Annotated in this window: 16 protein-coding genes; 7 read left to right on the forward strand and 9 right to left on the reverse strand. The window is 46.3% G+C overall.

Going from position 1 to position 17,302, the window contains the following annotated elements; translation table 11 throughout:
• The first annotated feature begins 109 nt into the window (after nt 1-109).
• Entirely contained in the window at nt 110-2,233 is a 2,124-nt protein-coding gene (locus ABIE50_RS11045) for a prolyl oligopeptidase family serine peptidase (RefSeq protein ID WP_354027963.1), read from the forward strand.
• 110 nt (nt 2,234-2,343) lie between these two features.
• The gene (locus ABIE50_RS11050) at nt 2,344-3,243 is read left to right on the forward strand and encodes an SDR family oxidoreductase (protein ID WP_142683181.1); all 900 of its coding nucleotides are present in this window, start codon (nt 2,344-2,346) and stop codon (nt 3,241-3,243) included.
• 3 nt (nt 3,244-3,246) lie between these two features.
• Here the strand turns inward: ABIE50_RS11050 and ABIE50_RS11055 are convergent, their stop codons facing one another.
• The 3 genes from ABIE50_RS11055 to ABIE50_RS11065 all read right to left on the reverse strand — a co-directional run bounded on the left by ABIE50_RS11055 (nt 3,247) and on the right by ABIE50_RS11065 (nt 9,133).
• The gene (locus ABIE50_RS11055; RefSeq protein ID WP_209863507.1) at nt 3,247-4,197 is read right to left on the reverse strand and encodes an HU domain-containing protein; all 951 of its coding nucleotides are present in this window, start codon (nt 4,195-4,197) and stop codon (nt 3,247-3,249) included.
• Nucleotides 4,198-4,364: 167 nt separating this feature from the next.
• Nucleotides 4,365-6,014, reverse strand: a complete 1,650-nt coding sequence (locus ABIE50_RS11060; protein ID WP_209863504.1) for a TonB-dependent receptor — start codon at nt 6,012-6,014, stop codon at nt 4,365-4,367.
• A 41-nt stretch (nt 6,015-6,055) separates the two neighbouring features.
• Complete coding sequence (locus ABIE50_RS11065; RefSeq protein WP_209863501.1) at nt 6,056-9,133, reverse strand: tetratricopeptide repeat protein; 3,078 nt, start codon at nt 9,131-9,133, stop codon at nt 6,056-6,058.
• A gap of 291 nt (nt 9,134-9,424) precedes the next feature.
• On the opposite strand from ABIE50_RS11065, the gene ABIE50_RS11070 reads away from it, so the two are divergent.
• From ABIE50_RS11070 to ABIE50_RS11085, 4 genes are all read left to right on the forward strand, one after another.
• Nucleotides 9,425-9,832: a DoxX family protein gene (locus ABIE50_RS11070; protein WP_142683177.1), complete on the forward strand. Its 408-nt coding sequence runs from the start codon at nt 9,425-9,427 to the stop codon at nt 9,830-9,832.
• A 40-nt stretch (nt 9,833-9,872) separates the two neighbouring features.
• On the forward strand, nt 9,873-10,283 hold the full coding sequence (locus tag ABIE50_RS11075) for an acyl-CoA thioesterase (RefSeq protein ID WP_209863499.1): 411 nt from the start codon (nt 9,873-9,875) through the stop codon (nt 10,281-10,283).
• A gap of 17 nt (nt 10,284-10,300) precedes the next feature.
• A complete protein-coding gene (locus ABIE50_RS11080) occupies nt 10,301-11,548 on the forward strand; it encodes a competence/damage-inducible protein A (protein ID WP_209863496.1) in 1,248 nt (415 codons plus the stop codon).
• A 70-nt stretch (nt 11,549-11,618) separates the two neighbouring features.
• The gene (locus tag ABIE50_RS11085) at nt 11,619-12,938 is read left to right on the forward strand and encodes a dihydrolipoamide acetyltransferase family protein (RefSeq protein ID WP_209863493.1); all 1,320 of its coding nucleotides are present in this window, start codon (nt 11,619-11,621) and stop codon (nt 12,936-12,938) included.
• Nucleotides 12,939-13,069: 131 nt separating this feature from the next.
• Here ABIE50_RS11085 and rbp read toward each other — a convergent pair whose 3' ends face one another.
• On the reverse strand, nt 13,070-13,390 hold the full coding sequence (gene rbp, locus ABIE50_RS11090; RefSeq protein WP_079468754.1) for an RNA-binding regulator: 321 nt from the start codon (nt 13,388-13,390) through the stop codon (nt 13,070-13,072).
• A 253-nt stretch (nt 13,391-13,643) separates the two neighbouring features.
• On the opposite strand from rbp, the gene ABIE50_RS11095 reads away from it, so the two are divergent.
• A complete protein-coding gene (locus ABIE50_RS11095; protein WP_209863490.1) occupies nt 13,644-14,363 on the forward strand; it encodes a hypothetical protein in 720 nt (239 codons plus the stop codon).
• 2 nt (nt 14,364-14,365) lie between these two features.
• Here ABIE50_RS11095 and ABIE50_RS11100 read toward each other — a convergent pair whose 3' ends face one another.
• From ABIE50_RS11100 to ABIE50_RS11120, 5 genes are all read right to left on the reverse strand, one after another.
• Nucleotides 14,366-14,983, reverse strand: a complete 618-nt coding sequence (locus ABIE50_RS11100) for a DUF4230 domain-containing protein (RefSeq protein WP_209863487.1) — start codon at nt 14,981-14,983, stop codon at nt 14,366-14,368.
• A 53-nt stretch (nt 14,984-15,036) separates the two neighbouring features.
• Nucleotides 15,037-15,540 carry a cupin domain-containing protein gene (locus ABIE50_RS11105; RefSeq protein WP_209863485.1) on the reverse strand — a complete coding sequence of 168 codons (504 nt, stop codon included), beginning with the start codon at nt 15,538-15,540 and terminating at the stop codon, nt 15,037-15,039.
• A gap of 283 nt (nt 15,541-15,823) precedes the next feature.
• Nucleotides 15,824-16,660, reverse strand: coding sequence for a DUF6597 domain-containing transcriptional factor (locus ABIE50_RS11110; protein WP_209863483.1), 837 nt, complete (start codon nt 16,658-16,660; stop codon nt 15,824-15,826).
• A 149-nt stretch (nt 16,661-16,809) separates the two neighbouring features.
• The gene (locus ABIE50_RS11115) at nt 16,810-16,989 is read right to left on the reverse strand and encodes a DUF8506 family protein (RefSeq protein WP_209863481.1); all 180 of its coding nucleotides are present in this window, start codon (nt 16,987-16,989) and stop codon (nt 16,810-16,812) included.
• 15 nt (nt 16,990-17,004) lie between these two features.
• Entirely contained in the window at nt 17,005-17,280 is a 276-nt protein-coding gene (locus tag ABIE50_RS11120) for an ATPase (protein WP_209863479.1), read from the reverse strand.
• Between the last annotated feature and the right edge of the window lie 22 nt (nt 17,281-17,302).

Genomic DNA, 17,302 nt, shown 5'->3' on the forward strand with positions numbered 1-17,302 from the left:
GCACAAAAATAACATTTTGCAATTGTTTTCTAACTGTTATCTGATGAAATAACCTAAATTTTTAATTTCCATCAAACAAAGTAGATAAATTTTTTAAAAAATATTACGCATGTCGAAAAAAAATAATAGGAGGTGGATCTTTATGAGCGTAAGTCTTATTGCCGGACAGGCAATGGCGCAACAGCAAACGTTGTCTTATCCCGAATCAAAGAAAGTGGATACCGTTGATAATTACCACGGTACCCCGGTAGCAGACCCATACCGCTGGCTGGAAGATGACCATAGCGCAGAAACAAAGGCATGGGTGGACGCCCAGAATAAGGTAACAGAAAATTATCTCTCCAATATCCCCTTCCGCAAAGAAATCCGGAAAAGACTGGAAGAATTATGGAATTACCCGAAAAACGGCGCCCCCACCAAACATGGCAGGTATTATTACTTCTTTAAAAATGATGGCCTGCAGAACCAGTCCATACTTTACCGCTCTGCCACTTTAGGCGGTACACCGGAAGTTTTCCTGGACCCTAACAAACTTTCTGCAGCAGGTACTACCGCTTTGGGCTCCATGTCGTTCTCCAAAGACGGGAAATATTTTGCCTACCTGCTTTCCAAAGCAGGCTCCGACTGGCAGGAAGGTTTTGTAATGGATGTGGAAACCGGTCAGCCCCTGGCCGATAAACTGGAATGGGTGAAGTTCAGCGGCCTGTCCTGGAAAGGGAACGGCTTTTATTACAGCCGGTACGACAAACCCGATGAACAAAGCAAACTATCCAAAAAGAACGAGTTCCAGAAAGTATATTATCACCGCCTGGGAGATCCGCAGGAAAAAGATGAACTGATTTATGTGGATAAAGAACATCCGCTGCGCAATGCCGGTGTGGATGTTACGGAAGATGAACGTTTCCTCATTCTCGCCACTACTGAAGGCACTTCCGGCCGGGAGCTCTGGTTCCGTGATCTGCAGAACCCTGCCCAAAAGGAATTCAGCCTGCTTGTAAAAGGCTTTGCCAATGAACCGGAGGTAATAGATAATGACGGCGATAAGTTACTGGTGCGTACCAATCACAATGCGCCCAATTATAAAATTGTGCTGATTGACCCCGCTAACCCCGCTGAAGCCAACTGGAAAGTAATTGTGCCTGAAAAGAAGGAGGCGCTCCAGGGTGTGGGCCTGGCCGGTGGCAAATTATTCCTTTCATATCTGAAAGATGCGTCTACCCGTGTTTACCAGTATGATTATAAAGGCCGGCTGGAACACGAAGTAAAACTGCCTGGCCTCGGAACAGCCGGCGGCTTTGGCGGTAAAAAAGAAGACAAGGAATTCTTTTATACCTATACTTCTTTCATCACCCCGCCGGAAGTATATAAATATGATATAGCTACCGGTGTTTCTACCTTATATAATAAGGCAGAAGTAAAATTCAATCCTGCACAGTATGAAACCAGGCAGGTATTTTTCAGGAGCGCCGACGGGGAAAGCGTACCGGTGTTCCTTTCCTATAAGAAAGGTATCCGGCTGAATGGCAACAACCCTGTGCTGCTCTACGGCTATGGCGGATTTAATATTGCAGTGACGCCTTCCTTCAGTGTTTCCAATCTTTACTTTATGGAACAGGGAGGCATATACGCAGTAGTGTCGCTGAGAGGTGGCAGCGAATACGGGGAGGCCTGGCACAAAGCAGGTATGATGGAGAAGAAGCAGAATGTATTCAACGATTTTATCGGTGCAGCGGAATACCTGGTGAAGGCGAAATATACCAATCCAGGTAAAATAGCGATCCGTGGCGGTTCCAACGGTGGCTTACTGGTAGGCGCCTGCATGACGCAGCGCCCCGAACTGTTTAAAGTGGCATTACCTGCCGTAGGAGTAATGGATATGCTGCGTTACCAGAAATTCACCATCGGCTGGGCCTGGGCAGTGGAATATGGTAGCAGTGATAATGCAGAACAGTTTAAATACCTGTTGAAATATTCACCGCTGCATAACCTGAAACCCGGTACCGCTTATCCTGCAACACTGATCACTACTGCCGATCACGACGACCGTGTGGTACCTGCACACTCATTTAAGTTTGCGGCTACCCTGCAGGCGGATAATGCCGGGCCCAACCCAACGCTCATCCGTATTGAAACACAGGCAGGCCATGGCGCAGGTAAGCCTACTTCCAAAATGATTGATGAAGCAGCGGATATCTGGGCATTTACCATGTACAACCTGGGTATGCACAAGTAAAGTTTGTAAAGGATCAGCATTTAGCTGCTTATCAGAATGCCCCGGCATTTTGGTGAGCAGCTAAATGCTTTTTTTCTTATCTTTAGAGATAGCGTATTGAACATGGCTTTATGAAGGTACTTATAACTGGTAGTAACGGATTATTGGGACAACATCTGATCCCCCTTTTTCTGCAAGATGGAAAATATGATGTGATAGCCACAGGCAGAGGCCCTAATCGTTTCCCCCTGCGGGATAAATACACTTATGAGGCAGTGAACCTGCGCGATGCCGGCAGTGTAAAGCAACTGGTGGAAAAGCATAAGCCGGATATCATTATTCATGGCGGCGCTATGTCGCAGGTAGATGACTGCGAAAAAAATAAAGATGCCTGCTGGGATACCAATGTAGGGGCCACCCGCTACCTGGTACACGCAGCGGAAAGCTGCAATGCCTTTTTCATTTTCCTGTCAACAGATTTTGTGTTCGATGGCCTGCAGGGCCCTTACAGCGAAGACGCTACCGTGAACCCCATTAATTATTATGGTACCAGTAAAGTAGCTGCAGAGCGGCTGGTGATCAACAGCAAACTGCAGTGGGCCATTGTACGTACTGTACTGGTTTACGGCGTGGTAGCTGATCCGCACCGTAATAACATGATCACCTGGGTGAAAAATAATTTGCAACAGGGTAAAAAAGTAAAGGTGGTAGATGACCAATGGCGTACACCTACTTTGTGCCACGACCTGGCGAAAGGTTGTTTGCTGATCGCAGATAAGAAAGCCACCGGTTTTTTTAATATCTCCGGAAAAGAAATTCTCACTCCTTACGATATGGCCATTCAAACGGCTGAATACTTTAAACTGGATACTTCCCTCGTAGAAAAGATCAGCGCCAAAACGCTGGCCCAACCTGCGGCCCGCCCTGCCAAAACAGGGTTGATAATAGACAAGGCGGCCAAAGAACTTGGGTATCAGCCCCGCACTTTTGCAGAAGGCCTGCAGATTGTAGCGGGTGAAATAAAAGCCTGAGGACTAAAATTCAAGAAATACTTTACTGCCAAATATTTTCCTTACACTGTCCCGCTGGGTGAGGGTATCTGCTGCCAGTGAATGCAGTTCCACCGCCGTTCTGAACATACTGTCGCGTTTATAGAGCACCAGCGTTTTTCCCCAGGCTGCCTGCTTTCTCTGCATTTTTGCGGCAGCGCTGCTGTCTTTATACCTTTCCACTACCGCATAATAGGTGATCGGAGTAATGGCAGCCTTCGCAGTAGAATCGGCCAGTACCTTTTGCAGGGAGTCCGCGGCGGCAGCGGCCAATTGTTGTTGGGCAGCAGCATTGTTATCGGGAAGTGTTTCAGACTCACGCACAGCTTTGGATATGCCGGATAAATACCACCAGGCCGCCAATCCTATCACAATAGCAGCAATGGGAATAGCCGCCCACCACCATTTGAAACCGCTTTCTTCTGTTACGGCTTCCAGCGTATCTTCCACTTCTTCCGTCATAATGGGTTCCAGCGCTTCAGGGGCAGGCGGAGGAACAAAAGCCGGTGTTGTATTTGTACTGCGTTGATCGGTTGTCCGCTCAATAGGCCTGATATCGAGCGTTTCCTTTTCTACGGGCAGCTCTTCCGCATGGAAGTGAATGTTACCGGTGAAATCGCCCTGGAGTTGCCCTATGCCCGGCAATACCACCGGTTTCCCGGATTGAAGGTCAGCCTTCAGTTCCTCCAGGTATTTTTCCAGCTTCCGCTGCGCTACGGCTGGTACCAGGTTTTCTTTAAGCGCTATCCATTCCACACAGGAACCATCGTCCTGCCATTGCTGGGTAAACATTACCTGTTCACGCGGCGCCGTAAGCGTTTGTATGTGGTCGTTATAATGCGCGGGAAAATGCTGCACAGAAAACGTTCCCAGCTGTGGTACCACACAAACCCGCTGTTTGAACAACACTTCCTGGATATATTGCTGAAGTATCAAGTAGAGAAGTTTTTAGTGAATGCTGCGAATTTTGTCTGACTCAGGATTATGATGATTTCGCTGATTAATTTTTTTCCTGATTTTAAATTTAGCGTATTTAAAATTTTTAAAAAAATATCCTGTTAATCATCGTAATCATCATAATCCTGAGTCAGACAAAATCCGCGTTAAAACTTAATCATCACACCACCCACAATATTAAACCCATAAGTAGGGTAGAGGTAATACCGTTGGTAATGTGTATTGAACAGGTTGTTTGCATTTACCCAGAGGCCGAAATTCTTGCCTATGTCGTAAGATGCACCTGCGTTCATATCCCATGCGCTTTTGGTTTTACCAAAGTCTTTGTTGGGAAGCAGGTAGTAACTGCCGCTTAATGCAAAGAGGTCGGCGTTCAGGTGTAATTTTTTTGCGATGGTGTATTGTGCAAACAAATCGCCCTGGAAAGCAGGCAGGTGCCATGGTTGCACTTCTGTTTCCTGTTTGTTGTAGTTGTACCAGTCGAAGCTCACGCGCGCCTGGAATTTTTCTTCTTCAATATATCCTACCTCACCATGCAGCTGGAATGCACGCAGCTGGGCTTCGTTACGGGTGGTGAATTTTTTGGTGTCGGCGCTATCATTTACAAACAGCGGCATATTATACCAGGTAACGGACGCGAACTTGGTGTTGTAGTTAAAGTGGCTGCCCAGTGTACCTTTGATACCGGTGTATTTTTCTTCTACACGGGTATTCAGCATTTCTCCCGGCAAGCCGTTGAGGAATGGATTTTTATTGGCGAGGTTACGGTAGGTGTTCTTTTCGAAGTAAGAAATCCATCCGCTGCTCAGGATCAGTTTTTTACGGATCAGGTGTGATTCATTCACGATATCCGGCAGCAGGTAAAATTCACCATTGCTCCAGGTGGGGTTTACACCGGCATGCAATACAAATCCAGGCTTTATGATATCCACAGCCGGGTGAATGGAGGCGATGTTATTATTGATAGCGCGGTTATTATCCTGTTTATAGGTAGAAAGATCAAATACACCTTCTACTTTTATAAAGATATCCTCAAATACCTGTTTACGTATGGGCACATTGAGCTGGAAGGTATTTTCTGTACGCTTGTAGGAATCATTGAAAAGAATAAACTTCACCTTTGGCTGAAAGGTGAACGCCCAGTCGTTTTGCGGTCTGTTCTGCATACCAACAGAGGCGGTCAGCTGGTTAAAGGTCTGCTCTATATCCTTCTTTTTATAACTCGCGGTATCGTGGCCATAGCCATAATAGTGAACGGTATTGCGGTCGTACCCAATGCTTCCGTCGAACCGGAATTTTGGCAACAGGTAAGTGCCGGATGCCAGTACGTTCAGGTTGCTGTAGTCCTGGTCGGGAATTTCCTTGCCTTTGGAGCCGGTATAATTTACATACAGGCCGTAGTTGTACATATCCTGTCGCCCGCTGCCGAAGCCGGCCTGTACATAAGGCGTTTTATAATTGCCGTACCCAAGTTTTACGAAATTGTTCTGGAGGTACGACAATGAATCTTTCCCCAGCGCCAGTGGTTTTAAGGGCATGGCCTGGTACATAAAGTTCAGGTTCAGCGCCGGAATCTCGTATTTCATGGAAGGCCTGGTAGTGTCGATCCCCGGCAAAGATGCAGTGAGATTGAGTTTATAGGCATCCCGCAGCTTGGGCTGATTGGTGGAAATGATATCAATCGTTTCCTGTTTCAATGCTTCCTGTGCGGCGGCATTCTGTGAAAACAGCATCCCGGTCAGGCCCAGTGCTGATATGATAAAAGTTCGTTTGTTATATATTGCTTGAATGTTCATGCTTTGTTGCGCTTAAATGTCAGGTTCCGGAATCCGGGTGATTATTTCTTCGGTTTTTTGCCGGCGGCTTTTTCTTCTGCTTCTACTTTGGCCAGCTTGTCTTTCGCTTCCTGTTTCAGCTCAGGAATTGAGCTGTTGGTAACGATGCTCTGGTAAGTAGCTTTGGCATTGAAATAATCCTGCTGACGGGCATATACATCTCCCAGCAGGATATATGATTTCGCCACCCAGTATTCGTAAGACGGCGTATTTTTAATCACATCAAAACCGGCTTTTTCGGCGGCATCCAGTTCATTCTGTTGCAGGTAGCAGTCCGCAATATTGTAGCGGGCTTCGGCTCCTGTTTCAGATTTGGTCATGTTAGCAACTGTTTTGAATTCAGACATCGCAGCGGTATAGTCTTTTGCCTGTTGCAATGCTTTACCACGGTAAAAATGGGCAATGATCTGGTCGTCTGTACTGATATTGGCAGCGGCCAGCAACATTTCCGAATAATTGGATACCTCATCCCAGTGTTTCAGCTGGTAGTTGCTGCGAAGCAGGCCCCTGGTGGCGGTAAGACTGTTTTCCTTGCTGGTAGCGAGGTCCTGCAGCTGCAGGTAATAGCCCCTGGCCTTATCATAATTCTTTACCTGGTAGAAGCTGATGTTCGCCGCCTGTAAGGCAGATCTTTCCGCGTATAAGCTGTTGTTGCGGGATAATACAAATTCGTATGCCGGCAGAGCGCTCGTATAGTCTTTACTGTTATAGGCGCATTCAGCCTTATAAAAATATGCCGGCAGGATAAACTGGCCGTTCGGATATTTCTGGATATAGCTGTTGAAGCCGGCGGTAGCGCCTGCGCAGTCGTTGCTGGTGAACCTGGATTCCGCAGCGGCATAAGCGAGAGAGTCTTCCGCGGAGGCGGTCACTGTTCTGCCACTGGCTTTCAGGAAAGCGAGATAATCATCTGTTTTACCCTGGCTTACGTAAATCGACTTCATGCTTTGCAGCGCTTCGTTGGATTCCGGGGAGTTAGGGAATTTTTCCACTACCTGGCGGTAATAGGCCAGCGCTTTGCTGTCGTTATCCTTATTGTAGTAGCTCAAACCCAGTTTAAGGAGTGCGCGTGGCGCATTCGGGCCATTGGGTTGTTTTTGCAGTACATTTTCCAGGAAGGGAATAGCTTCTGTATATTTTTCTTCCGAGAGATAAGTATTCGCTATCTCAATATCTGTTTCGTTCGTAAAGCCGGACGATGGGAATTTATTACCCAGTTGTTTGAGCAGTGCCAGTTTCTCACTTTGCTTACCCTGTAAGCCCAGGATCACTGCTTTCTGGTAAGTGGCGTAATCGGCGCCGGGAGCGTTGTTACTGATAACGCGGTCGTACAGCGCCAATGCCTTGGGGAACTGGCGGAGCATGTAGTAACAGTCTGCGCTGCGCAGGGCGGCATCGGTGGCAATACGTTCTGCATTCGGGCCGCTGGTGCGCTGGGCTGTTTCAAAGTAAGGCAGCGCTTCGGAATATTTGTCCTGTTTCAGCAGGCTGTATCCCAGGTTATAGCTGGCAGTTTGTGCGTTGGCTTCGCCGGATACAGGTGCGGTATTGTTCAGATAGGCGTTAAGGTTAGTAACCGCCACGTTTGTTTTATTCTGGCGCAATGCGATTTCCGCTTTCCAGAAATGGGCCAGTTGTTTGATCTGGGGATCATATGGGTTGTTGATGGCTACATCCAGCAGGCGGTCGGCTTCAGCCAGTTGCTGGTCGTTGATCAGCTGGGTGGCCCGGCCATAGGCTACTTTCTGGTAGGCTTTCAATACCGTTGGGTTTTTATCGGGAATCGATTCGATGGTCGCTAAACCGTCTTTGTAGTTATTGCTGTTCATGAAAAGATTAACGAGTATTTCCCTGGCTTCTTTGTTGTAGGCAGATTGCGGGTATGTTTTCACAAATTGTGTAAGCTCGCTGAGGGCAGCATCGGGATAGCCCAGTTCATACGACAGTTTACCGTAGTTGAAGCGGGAAATTTCCTGTTGCTGTGCATTGGAGCTGTTATTGGCGCAAAAGGCGAAAGCGTTGCGTGCATTGGCTTTCTGGCCGGTGCGCAGGTAGCAGTCGCCCAGCAGGTACATAGAGTTTTGCCCCAGTGAATCTTTAGAGCTGCTGAGCTGTTTAAATCCTGCAATTGCTTTAGACAGGTTATTGGTTTGATAATAAGCGTAAGATAACTGGTAGATATCTTCATTTCTTACTTCATCCGCATTATCCTGGAAATCCTGGAGGTAAGGCAATGCTTTGGGATAGTTCTTCTTTTCGAAGTAGGCTTTACCAAGCAGTTGTTTCAGTTCTGCTTCGTAATATTGACCGCCTTGTTTCAGCAGAGGCTCTGTATAGGCGATCAGCTGATCTGTTTTCCCCTGGAAGTAATAAATTTCAGCGATGTAATAAGGCACCACGTTGCTGTATTTCGGTTCATTCACTACTTTCTGGAAGCTGTTGAGCGCTTCCCCGTACTGGTGATTGTAGTAGCTGATAAAACCGTAGTAGTAATTGGCGGGGATGCTGTATTTGCCTGGCATCTCTTTGATGGATGCAAACAGGGGCTGTGCTTTGTTAAAATCTTTTAAATTAAAATAGCAGTAGGCAAGTTCAAACTTCGCTTCCGCAATTTCTGCATTGGAAAGGTTTTCTATATTGGCTTTTTCATAGAGGGGAATAGCCTCTTTGAGTTTATTCTGACGGAAATAATATTTTGCCAGCTGATAGCTTACCAGTTCCTCACGGGCATTGTTATTGGCCAGTTTGAGGAATTCCAGCGCCTGTTTTTCCGCGTTGTCCTGTTGTAGTTTAAGTGCACAGATAGTGTAGTAATAGTACGCATCCGTTTTAACGAGATCGCGGTTGGTTTCGTGGAAGTAGTCGATGTTATCAATGGTTTGCCTGAAAAGCTGCATGGACACTGCATATTTTTCCTGCTGGAAATACTGCTGGGCGTCCTTGAATACTTTTTCCGGATCTGTGTAGGTGCGTGTTTGCTGTGCGTGTGCGGCGGGCAGCCCTATCAAACCTGCGCCGGTGAAGGCAAGGAGCGATATATACAGATGTCCGGGAACAAAAACTTTTCTTATGAATTGCATGCTATAGCTGTTATTTCTTGAATATGCGTTTAAAACGAATCCCGGGAGGAATTATTTTCCAGCCGGGGAAGTACTCTGCCGTGGCCTGACCCTGGTAGTCCGTTTCTCTGGTGCCTGCGTGCCTCTGACATTAATGATGCGAAACGGACCTGGAGTATCAGGCAAATATAAAAGTTATATCTTTTCCGTTCCGATCGCGTTTCTAACAATGTGGATAACTCCGGGAGCAAGGCAAATGCTATTCATTTATCTTGCGGAAAATAATTAAAAAGCACAAAAACCTTACCTACTATGAGAAAACTGTTCTCCGCCGGCTATACAAATGGCGCCGTAAGCTTTTCCATGCTGGTGCTCCGGGTGGTATCCGGTGGTCTGATCCTCCTGCATGGCTGGCCCAAGCTGATCAATTTTACTGCCAAAATGAATTCTTTTCCGGATCCGCTGGGAGTGGGACATAAAATTTCTTTGGGAATGGTAGTTTTTGCAGAAGTGTTCTGCGCAGTGTTGCTGATCATGGGACTATTGACCAGGCTGGCTTCTGTACCATTGGTCATCTGTATGAGCGTGATTATTTTCATGATACACGGAAAAGACCCGGTATCAGAAAAAGAAATGCCCATCCTGTTCCTGGCGGCATTTGTAACACTGCTTTTTACAGGTCCCGGGAAGTTTTCACTGGACGGAGCTTTGGGCAAATAAAATTTTCAAGTAAACGTTAAGGATAAAATAGGGAGGAACCATGTTTATCAGTACAACAACGATCAGGGTACGTTATGGGGAAACAGATCAGATGGGATACCTGTATTATGGCAATTACGGGCTGTATTATGAAGTAGGCAGGGCAGAAGCCGTACGGGAGCTGGGATTCAGCTACCGGGAACTGGAAGAACAGGGTGTAATTATGCCGGTGGCAGAACTGAATGTAAAATACCTGCGGCCTGCCTTTTACGACGACCTGATAACGGTGAAGACTATACTGAAAGAGTTGCCAAAAAGTTCTAAGATACAGTTTCACAGCGAGTTGTATAACGAAAAGAATGAATTGCTGAATGTTGGGGTGACCACACTGGTATTCATTGATGTGAAAACAAAACAGAAAGCCGGTTTACCGGCAGACCTGGAGAAAAGACTGGCACCGTTTTTTGAATAGCAGTATAAACAACGCGTATGGATAAGATCACCACCAGCATTATCACCATTGGAGATGAACTGCTGATAGGACAAACGATTGATACCAATTCCGCCTGGATGGCGCAGCAGCTGAATGCAATGGGAATCTGGGTACACCGGCGTGTAGCCATCGGCGATATCCGGGAAGATATCCTTGATGCACTCACAAAGGAATCGGCGGTATCGGATATTGTACTGATCACAGGGGGGCTGGGGCCAACCGCTGATGATATTACCAAGCCCACGCTGTGTGAATATTTCAATACCAGGCTGGTACAAAACCAGGAAGCGCTGGATAATGTGCTGCATATTTTTGAAAGCAGGGGATTGCCTATGCTGCAAAGGAATATAGATCAAAGCCTGGTGCCGGAAGCGGCCACTGTCATTGAAAACAAGAGGGGTACAGCGCCTGGGATGTGGTTTGAGAAAGAAGGTAAAATATATGTATCCATGCCCGGAGTGCCACATGAAATGAAGGGCATTATGGAGAATTATGTGCTGCCAAAACTTGAAGCACATTTCAAAACCCCGGCAGTAGTACACCAAACACTGGTTACTTCCGGTATGGGTGAATCTTTCATTGCTGAAAGACTGGTAGCTTTCGAAGCAAAGCTGCCCCCTCATATCAAACTGGCGTACCTGCCCAGTTACAGCCTGCTGAAACTGCGCCTGACCGGGCAGGGAAAAGATAAATTGTCGGTAGCGGCAGAAGTGAGTATTTTATTCCACCAGCTGAAGGCGCTGCTGGAAGATATCACCGTAACCGACCAGGATATTTCAATGGGAGAAGTGCTGGGAACCCTGTTAAAGGAAAAAGGCAAAACCATGGGCACAGCAGAAAGTTGCACCGGCGGACTGATTTCCAGCTGGATCACAGCAGTTCCTGGCAGTTCCGTTTATTTTAAAGGCAGTGCGGTAACGTATGCCAATGAAATGAAGGTGAAGATGTTAGGAGTGAAACCTGAAACACTGCAGGCACATGGCGCCGTAAGTGAAGCTACGGTCCGTGAAATGGCTGCGGGCGCCTTAACACTGCTGCAAACCGATTATGTGATTGCTGTATCAGGCATTATGGGGCCAGACGGCGGTACGCCGGAGAAGCCTGTGGGCACCGTTTGGATGGCAGTGGCCAGTGCAGCAAAAACCGTCACTGTTAAATACCAGCTGCGTTACGACCGGGAACGGAATACACAAATGACAGCTGTTTATGCCATGAATGAGCTGCGGAAACTCATTCTGGAATAGGGATATTCGCGTATTTTGAATTGGTACAATTCCCTTATTTTTGTTCCGCACTAAAGCAAAATTCAATCTTATGGCCATTGTAGAATTGGTAATGCCAAAAATGGGGGAGAGCATCATGGAAGCCACCATTTTGCGTTGGCATAAAAAGGCGGGAGATCACGTAAAAGTAGACGAAACTATGCTTGAAATTGCCACCGACAAAGTTGATAGCGAAGTTCCTTCTACTGCTGAAGGAGAGATCACTGAGATCCTCTTCAGTGAAAATGATGTAGTACCGGTTGGTACCGTCATTGCCCGCATTAATACCAATGCCGATGCTGCTGTGGCTTCCGCACCTGTTGCGCCCGCAGCACCTGTATCCACTGAACCAAAATTTACTACAGCACCAGCCTATACTCCTGCTGCTGAAGCGCCCGTTTCCGGTGGTGGCGCCAAATTTTATTCCCCGCTGGTACTCACTATTGCACAACAGGAAGGCATCAGTTTTTCCGACCTGGAAAAGATCCCCGGTTCCGGCAATGATGGCCGCGTAACCAAAAGAGATATCCTCCAGTTTGTGGCCGACCGCCGCGAAGGAAAAGTGATTCCGGATGTAACACCGGAACCGGCAACATCTACCGCAGCAGCCACCACCCGCCAACCGGTGGTAACCACCACCGTGGCTTCGCCCACCTACAATGGTAATGTGGAGATCATTGAAATGGACCGCATGCGTAAACTGATTGCCAATCACATGGTGATGAGCAAACAAACCAGTCCGCATGTGACCAGTTTTGCTGAAGCAGATGTTACCAACATGGTAAAATGGCGGGATCGTGTAAAGGCCGATTTCGAAAAACGTGAAGGTGAAAAACTGACCTTTACACCATTGTTTATCGAGGCTATCATTAAGTGTATCAAGCGTTTCCCGCTGATCAACTGCTCGCTCGACGGAGACAAGATCATCATCAAGAAAGATATCAATATAGGAATGGCTACGGCTTTGCCCAGCGGTAACCTGATTGTTCCGGTGATCAAGAACGCAGATATGCTGAACCTCACCGGTTTAACTAAACAGGTTAACTATATGGCTAACTCTGCCCGTCAGAATAAGCTGAAACCGGAAGATACTCAAAGCGGTACTTTTACCCTCACCAATGTGGGCACCTTCGGCAGCCTGATGGGAACGCCTATCATTAACCAGCCGCAGGTAGCCATCCTGGCGGTAGGCGCCATCAAAAAACGGCCGGTTGTAATTGAAACGGAAGAAGGAGATACCATTGGTATCAGGCATATGATGTACCTCTCCATGTCGTACGATCACCGGATTGTAGATGGTTCCCTGGGCTCTACTTTCCTGAGCGCCGTGGCACAGGAGCTGGAAAATTTCGATGCGAAAAGAGGAATTTAATATAAGCGTCTTTAAACAGGAATGCAGCAGGGAAAGCTCTCTGCTGCATTTTTATCTTCCTGAAAACAAAAAAAGAGACGCCCGATAAAAGCGTCTCCTTAGTTCCTTAGTGCCGAATAAAGGGGATTTTATTAATAACGACGGTCGCGGGAACCATATCCTCCGCCGCCACGGTTATTACCACCGCCACCTTTGAAATTATTATTCGGTTGTTTAGGTCTAGCTTCGTTTACCATCAATTGCTTACCTTCGATTTCGCTGCCGTTCAAACTATCCATAGCCTTTGCTCCTTCTTCTTGATTAGGCATTTCCACAAAGCCAAAACCACGTGAGCGGCCTGTTTCGTGGTCTTTGATAACCTTAGCGGAGGTAACCTCTCCAAAATCGCTGAAAATCTGATGGAGATCCTCATCGTTCAACCTATAGTGCAGGTTGGCTACGTAAATGTTCATGATAACTGAAATTAAAAAAATGAAAAATAATATACTGAAGTTATGAAAATTACGCTAATAAAAAAGTTAGCGTTAAAATATTTTTGTATTTACCCGGTTTTTTACTACCGTTTGACATAGGTAGATCCTTTGTAGTGACCTGTTTGACTGGTGCGGAAATATTATTTAAAATAGTGCTCAGCAGCCCGAAAACCCTCCTTTTTACGGTTTTTTTTTCGTAAATTCAGTCTATGATCCATTAAATTAAATTCATATGGGAGCGTTAAGTGAAACATGGTTTGCAGATGGTTATGTAGACTTTGAGTTGAAAAAGTACACACTATTAGCTTATTTACAGGACATCAATCAACACTTCACACAGAGCAAGCTGTACCCGCAGTTGTCAGACATTATCTTTCATTACAACAACCTGATAGCATTCCGGGATAACAAACAGTTTTTACAGCAACAGTTTCCAAAAAGACTAACGGCAGTGAACATCCAAAAACTGGAACTACTGTATGAACAACTGATCGCGGATGACGAGCTGATGGAGGAACTGGAATCTATTATCCAGTATTCCCTGCCTCAGCTAGACAACACTATCAAAGGGGGAACAGAAATTTATGAGTATGTGGCAGAGCATCTCAATATTTTCCCGGTAGGACTGGTGCCACTGGAAACTACGGAAGGGTACCTGCTGCTGTGCGATGGCCGGGGAAAACAAACGTTGGTTTATACCTACCGGCTCACCATTTTTGAAAGGCACGATGAAAAGTACCGGGGCATTCATACGCAATATCTTCAGGCCTATAAAAAGGACCTGGTACATACGATCAGTCATATCAAGAGCATGCTGATCCGGGAACGCAACAGTTTACCTAACCCTGCTGTATATTGTGTGGAAACGCCTTTGGTGGTGCCTGTCAATGAAACGCTGTTGCCGGTGGCTAAAAGGAGCCTGGTGAAATATATTGCACAGGAGGCTGCGTAGCGTTAGTTTAACGCCGGCGTACTGGTTTCTCCTTCGTATCGGATCTCCAGGGTATGATCTTTCAGGAATGGGGCATAATACTGCTCCATTACCTTCTTTATTTTCTCTTTTGACTGCTGTATATAAGTAGGATTGCTTTCCAGCTGGGCGCGGGAGGTCTGGTAGAGTTTTTTCTGTACATCCGTATAGGTTTCATCATCCTGGAACAGCAGCCAGCCCTTACGGTTGGACGTTTCCATTTTATCCATTTTCAGTTCATAACTGAGCAGGCGGGGGGCCGGTAAGCTGATAATTATCTTCTTATCAGTCATTTGTACTTTAAATGATTTATCGTCGATATTTACCCCGTATTTGGCCTGGTAGGGAATGGTTACCCATATGGTGTTTTCGAGGAATGTTTTCTTCAGGTTGTCGGTCCAGTCGCCGCTGTTTTCAATATTACTTCTTTTGATACTGGCGCTTCCCTGCACATTCAGGCTGGCCAGTTCTGCAATTTCCTTTACAATAGTACTGTTGGAAATTACCTGCTGGCTCACATTAGTGCTGCCAAAGCGTTTGCCCAGCCAGAATACCAGGAGCGTAAATAATATAAATACAACGAGGTAAAGGATCTTCTTCATACCTGTAAATGTAATAAAAAAACAGGGAGGCTTATAGCGGATAGGCGTTACCGTTATCTCGTAAGACTATCAATAAGCGTGGCGTGTTCCGGATATGCTGCCTGCAGTGGCGCTTTTTCAGCCAGTTCAAAATCCGCGAAATCGAACCCCGGCGCAACGGTGCAGCCGGCCAATGTATAGCCTCCGGGCACTTCTACGCGGGAAGCAAACCAATTGCCCGCTGTAATGATCACCTGCAAACTTTCATTGTTTTGGATATCGCGTCCCAGCTTATGTACCAGCAGTTCCCCGCCGGGGGCTATTTCGTAGATCGTTAATGTATTGCCATCATAAAAATGCCAGATCTCATCCGCTGCAATGCGATGGAATGCGGAAAATTCCCCTTCTTCCAACAAAAAATAAATGCAGGTGGAAGCATTGCGGTTACCACTCATCCCGGCCGGAAGTGTAGCCATATCAAGTACCCATTGAGAGCGGTAGGTTTCGCGGAATGCGCCGCCTTCAACATGGGATTGCAGTTTCAGTTGTTCACGCCAGTGGGCGGCAGAATATTGCATAGTGATGCCTGTTAGGACCGGTAAATTAAAGAAAAAGTATGTTATTGCATCTCTTCGTATATAGCACAGGGTTATACCTCGCGTGATTACACCGGGTAGTGTGCAAATTGGCCCGGAAAATAAAATAACGATACCGGTATATAAAAAATATATACGCCGTATTTATATAGATACAAGGCATATATGTCTGAAATACGGCGCAGATATGGGCGAAATACGGGCGAAACCGGGAGTATCCATACTGTACTATAGCCCGGGAGTAACCATACACAGTATCCATTTTTTAACTGGCTACGGCTACCTGCTGCAGGTTGTTCACTGGCATATGCGCAATAGTTCCTGTTGCACCTGCAAAATAAGAAGGCGCTTCGTGATTAAAAAGTAAATAATCTTTAATAAACATGGCCTGGTTATACCATGGAGTGGCCGCAACAGGCGTTTGCCATTCCGGTAAGTTCAGCTGGCGCAGGGCGCTCAGGGCTGTTTTATAACGGATCATCCGGGCATACAACTGGGGCGGAATACCTACTATTTTGCTGAACAGCCTCTCCAGGGTAGGGCGGGAAAGCCCATAGCGGGTTGTCAGTTCTTCTATACTCACATTTCCCTGCCTGATTAACAGGTAGTCTGCCATATCATCTACCTCGTGAAGATTGCCGGGCTGTTCTGAAAGCGCATGTAAACAGGCATTGTCCAGCAAGGATTCTATTCGTTGCAGGTCCTTTTCCGGCTGGAGAGCGGCTATCAGCTCCTGCCATACAGGTTGTGAGGTTGTAAGGTTACGATAGTAATTAGTAAAGTTAGCTGCATCCATTCCTAAAAGCCGGTAGCATCCGTAAGCATTCAGCTGTACAACTGCTGCTTTTACCGGTCCCTGTACCTGTAACTGGCAGGCGCAGGTGAGGTGCCCTAATACCGAGCCGGCTGGCAGGGTAAATGCCTTGTGATTCACCGGTTTCACTTCTGCCTTCCCCTCAAGGATGAATACCATGTACTGATCGCCCAGGGCAAACAGGTTTTGTGGCAATTGAATAATGCCACGGGTATCATCTTCCCAGTAATAATATTGTTTTACAAATGGACGCAATGCATCCGCAGGATGATGAATATGGAAGTTCATAGGTACAAAAATGTGGTGTTTAAGGATATCGCTATCGCTGCAGATCACACCATACACTGAAAGTGGCGATGTTAATGTAAATATATGTTAAATAATTTATATTAAGAAAAATATATTTGGGGGAGAGAAAAAGGCTGGGGGAGAAGGGGTTATTTGAGTGTTTTTAACAGGTCTTTTGCGGGAACTTCTATTGGATTGCCATTTTTATCTCCCACAACCAATTTTTTGTTTTCCGCTGCGCTGGATTCAACGAGCTTACGCATTGCCTTTTTCATGCCTTGCATCACTTTAGCGGAAAGTTCCATTAATTCTTTTTCTTTATTGCTCATGGTGGTTACTTTGTTTTAAAAAGCTGTTGTAATTAAGGAAACGTAACTTCTTGTAGCCAGGGTGGTTTCAAATGCGAAGTCTACTTTCTCCAGTATTAGCTCATTAATCTTTATTAACATTATTCTTCCAGCTTGTACCGCAACACTTTCAGGGTTATCAGGACATATGCTGGTAGCAATGACATCAGCATTCACAAATTCTTTGCATCGAAACATTTCAGGTAACAAAGTTAAACTGGCGGTTGTTTTACCGGCCCCATTGCAGCCAGCCAGGATATATAATTTCGGCATTTTTCAAAATTGCACGACCCTC

This window comes from Chitinophaga sp. OAE865 (assembly GCF_040546735.1).
In the GTDB taxonomy this organism is placed as follows: Bacteria; Bacteroidota; Bacteroidia; order Chitinophagales; family Chitinophagaceae; genus Chitinophaga; species Chitinophaga polysaccharea_A.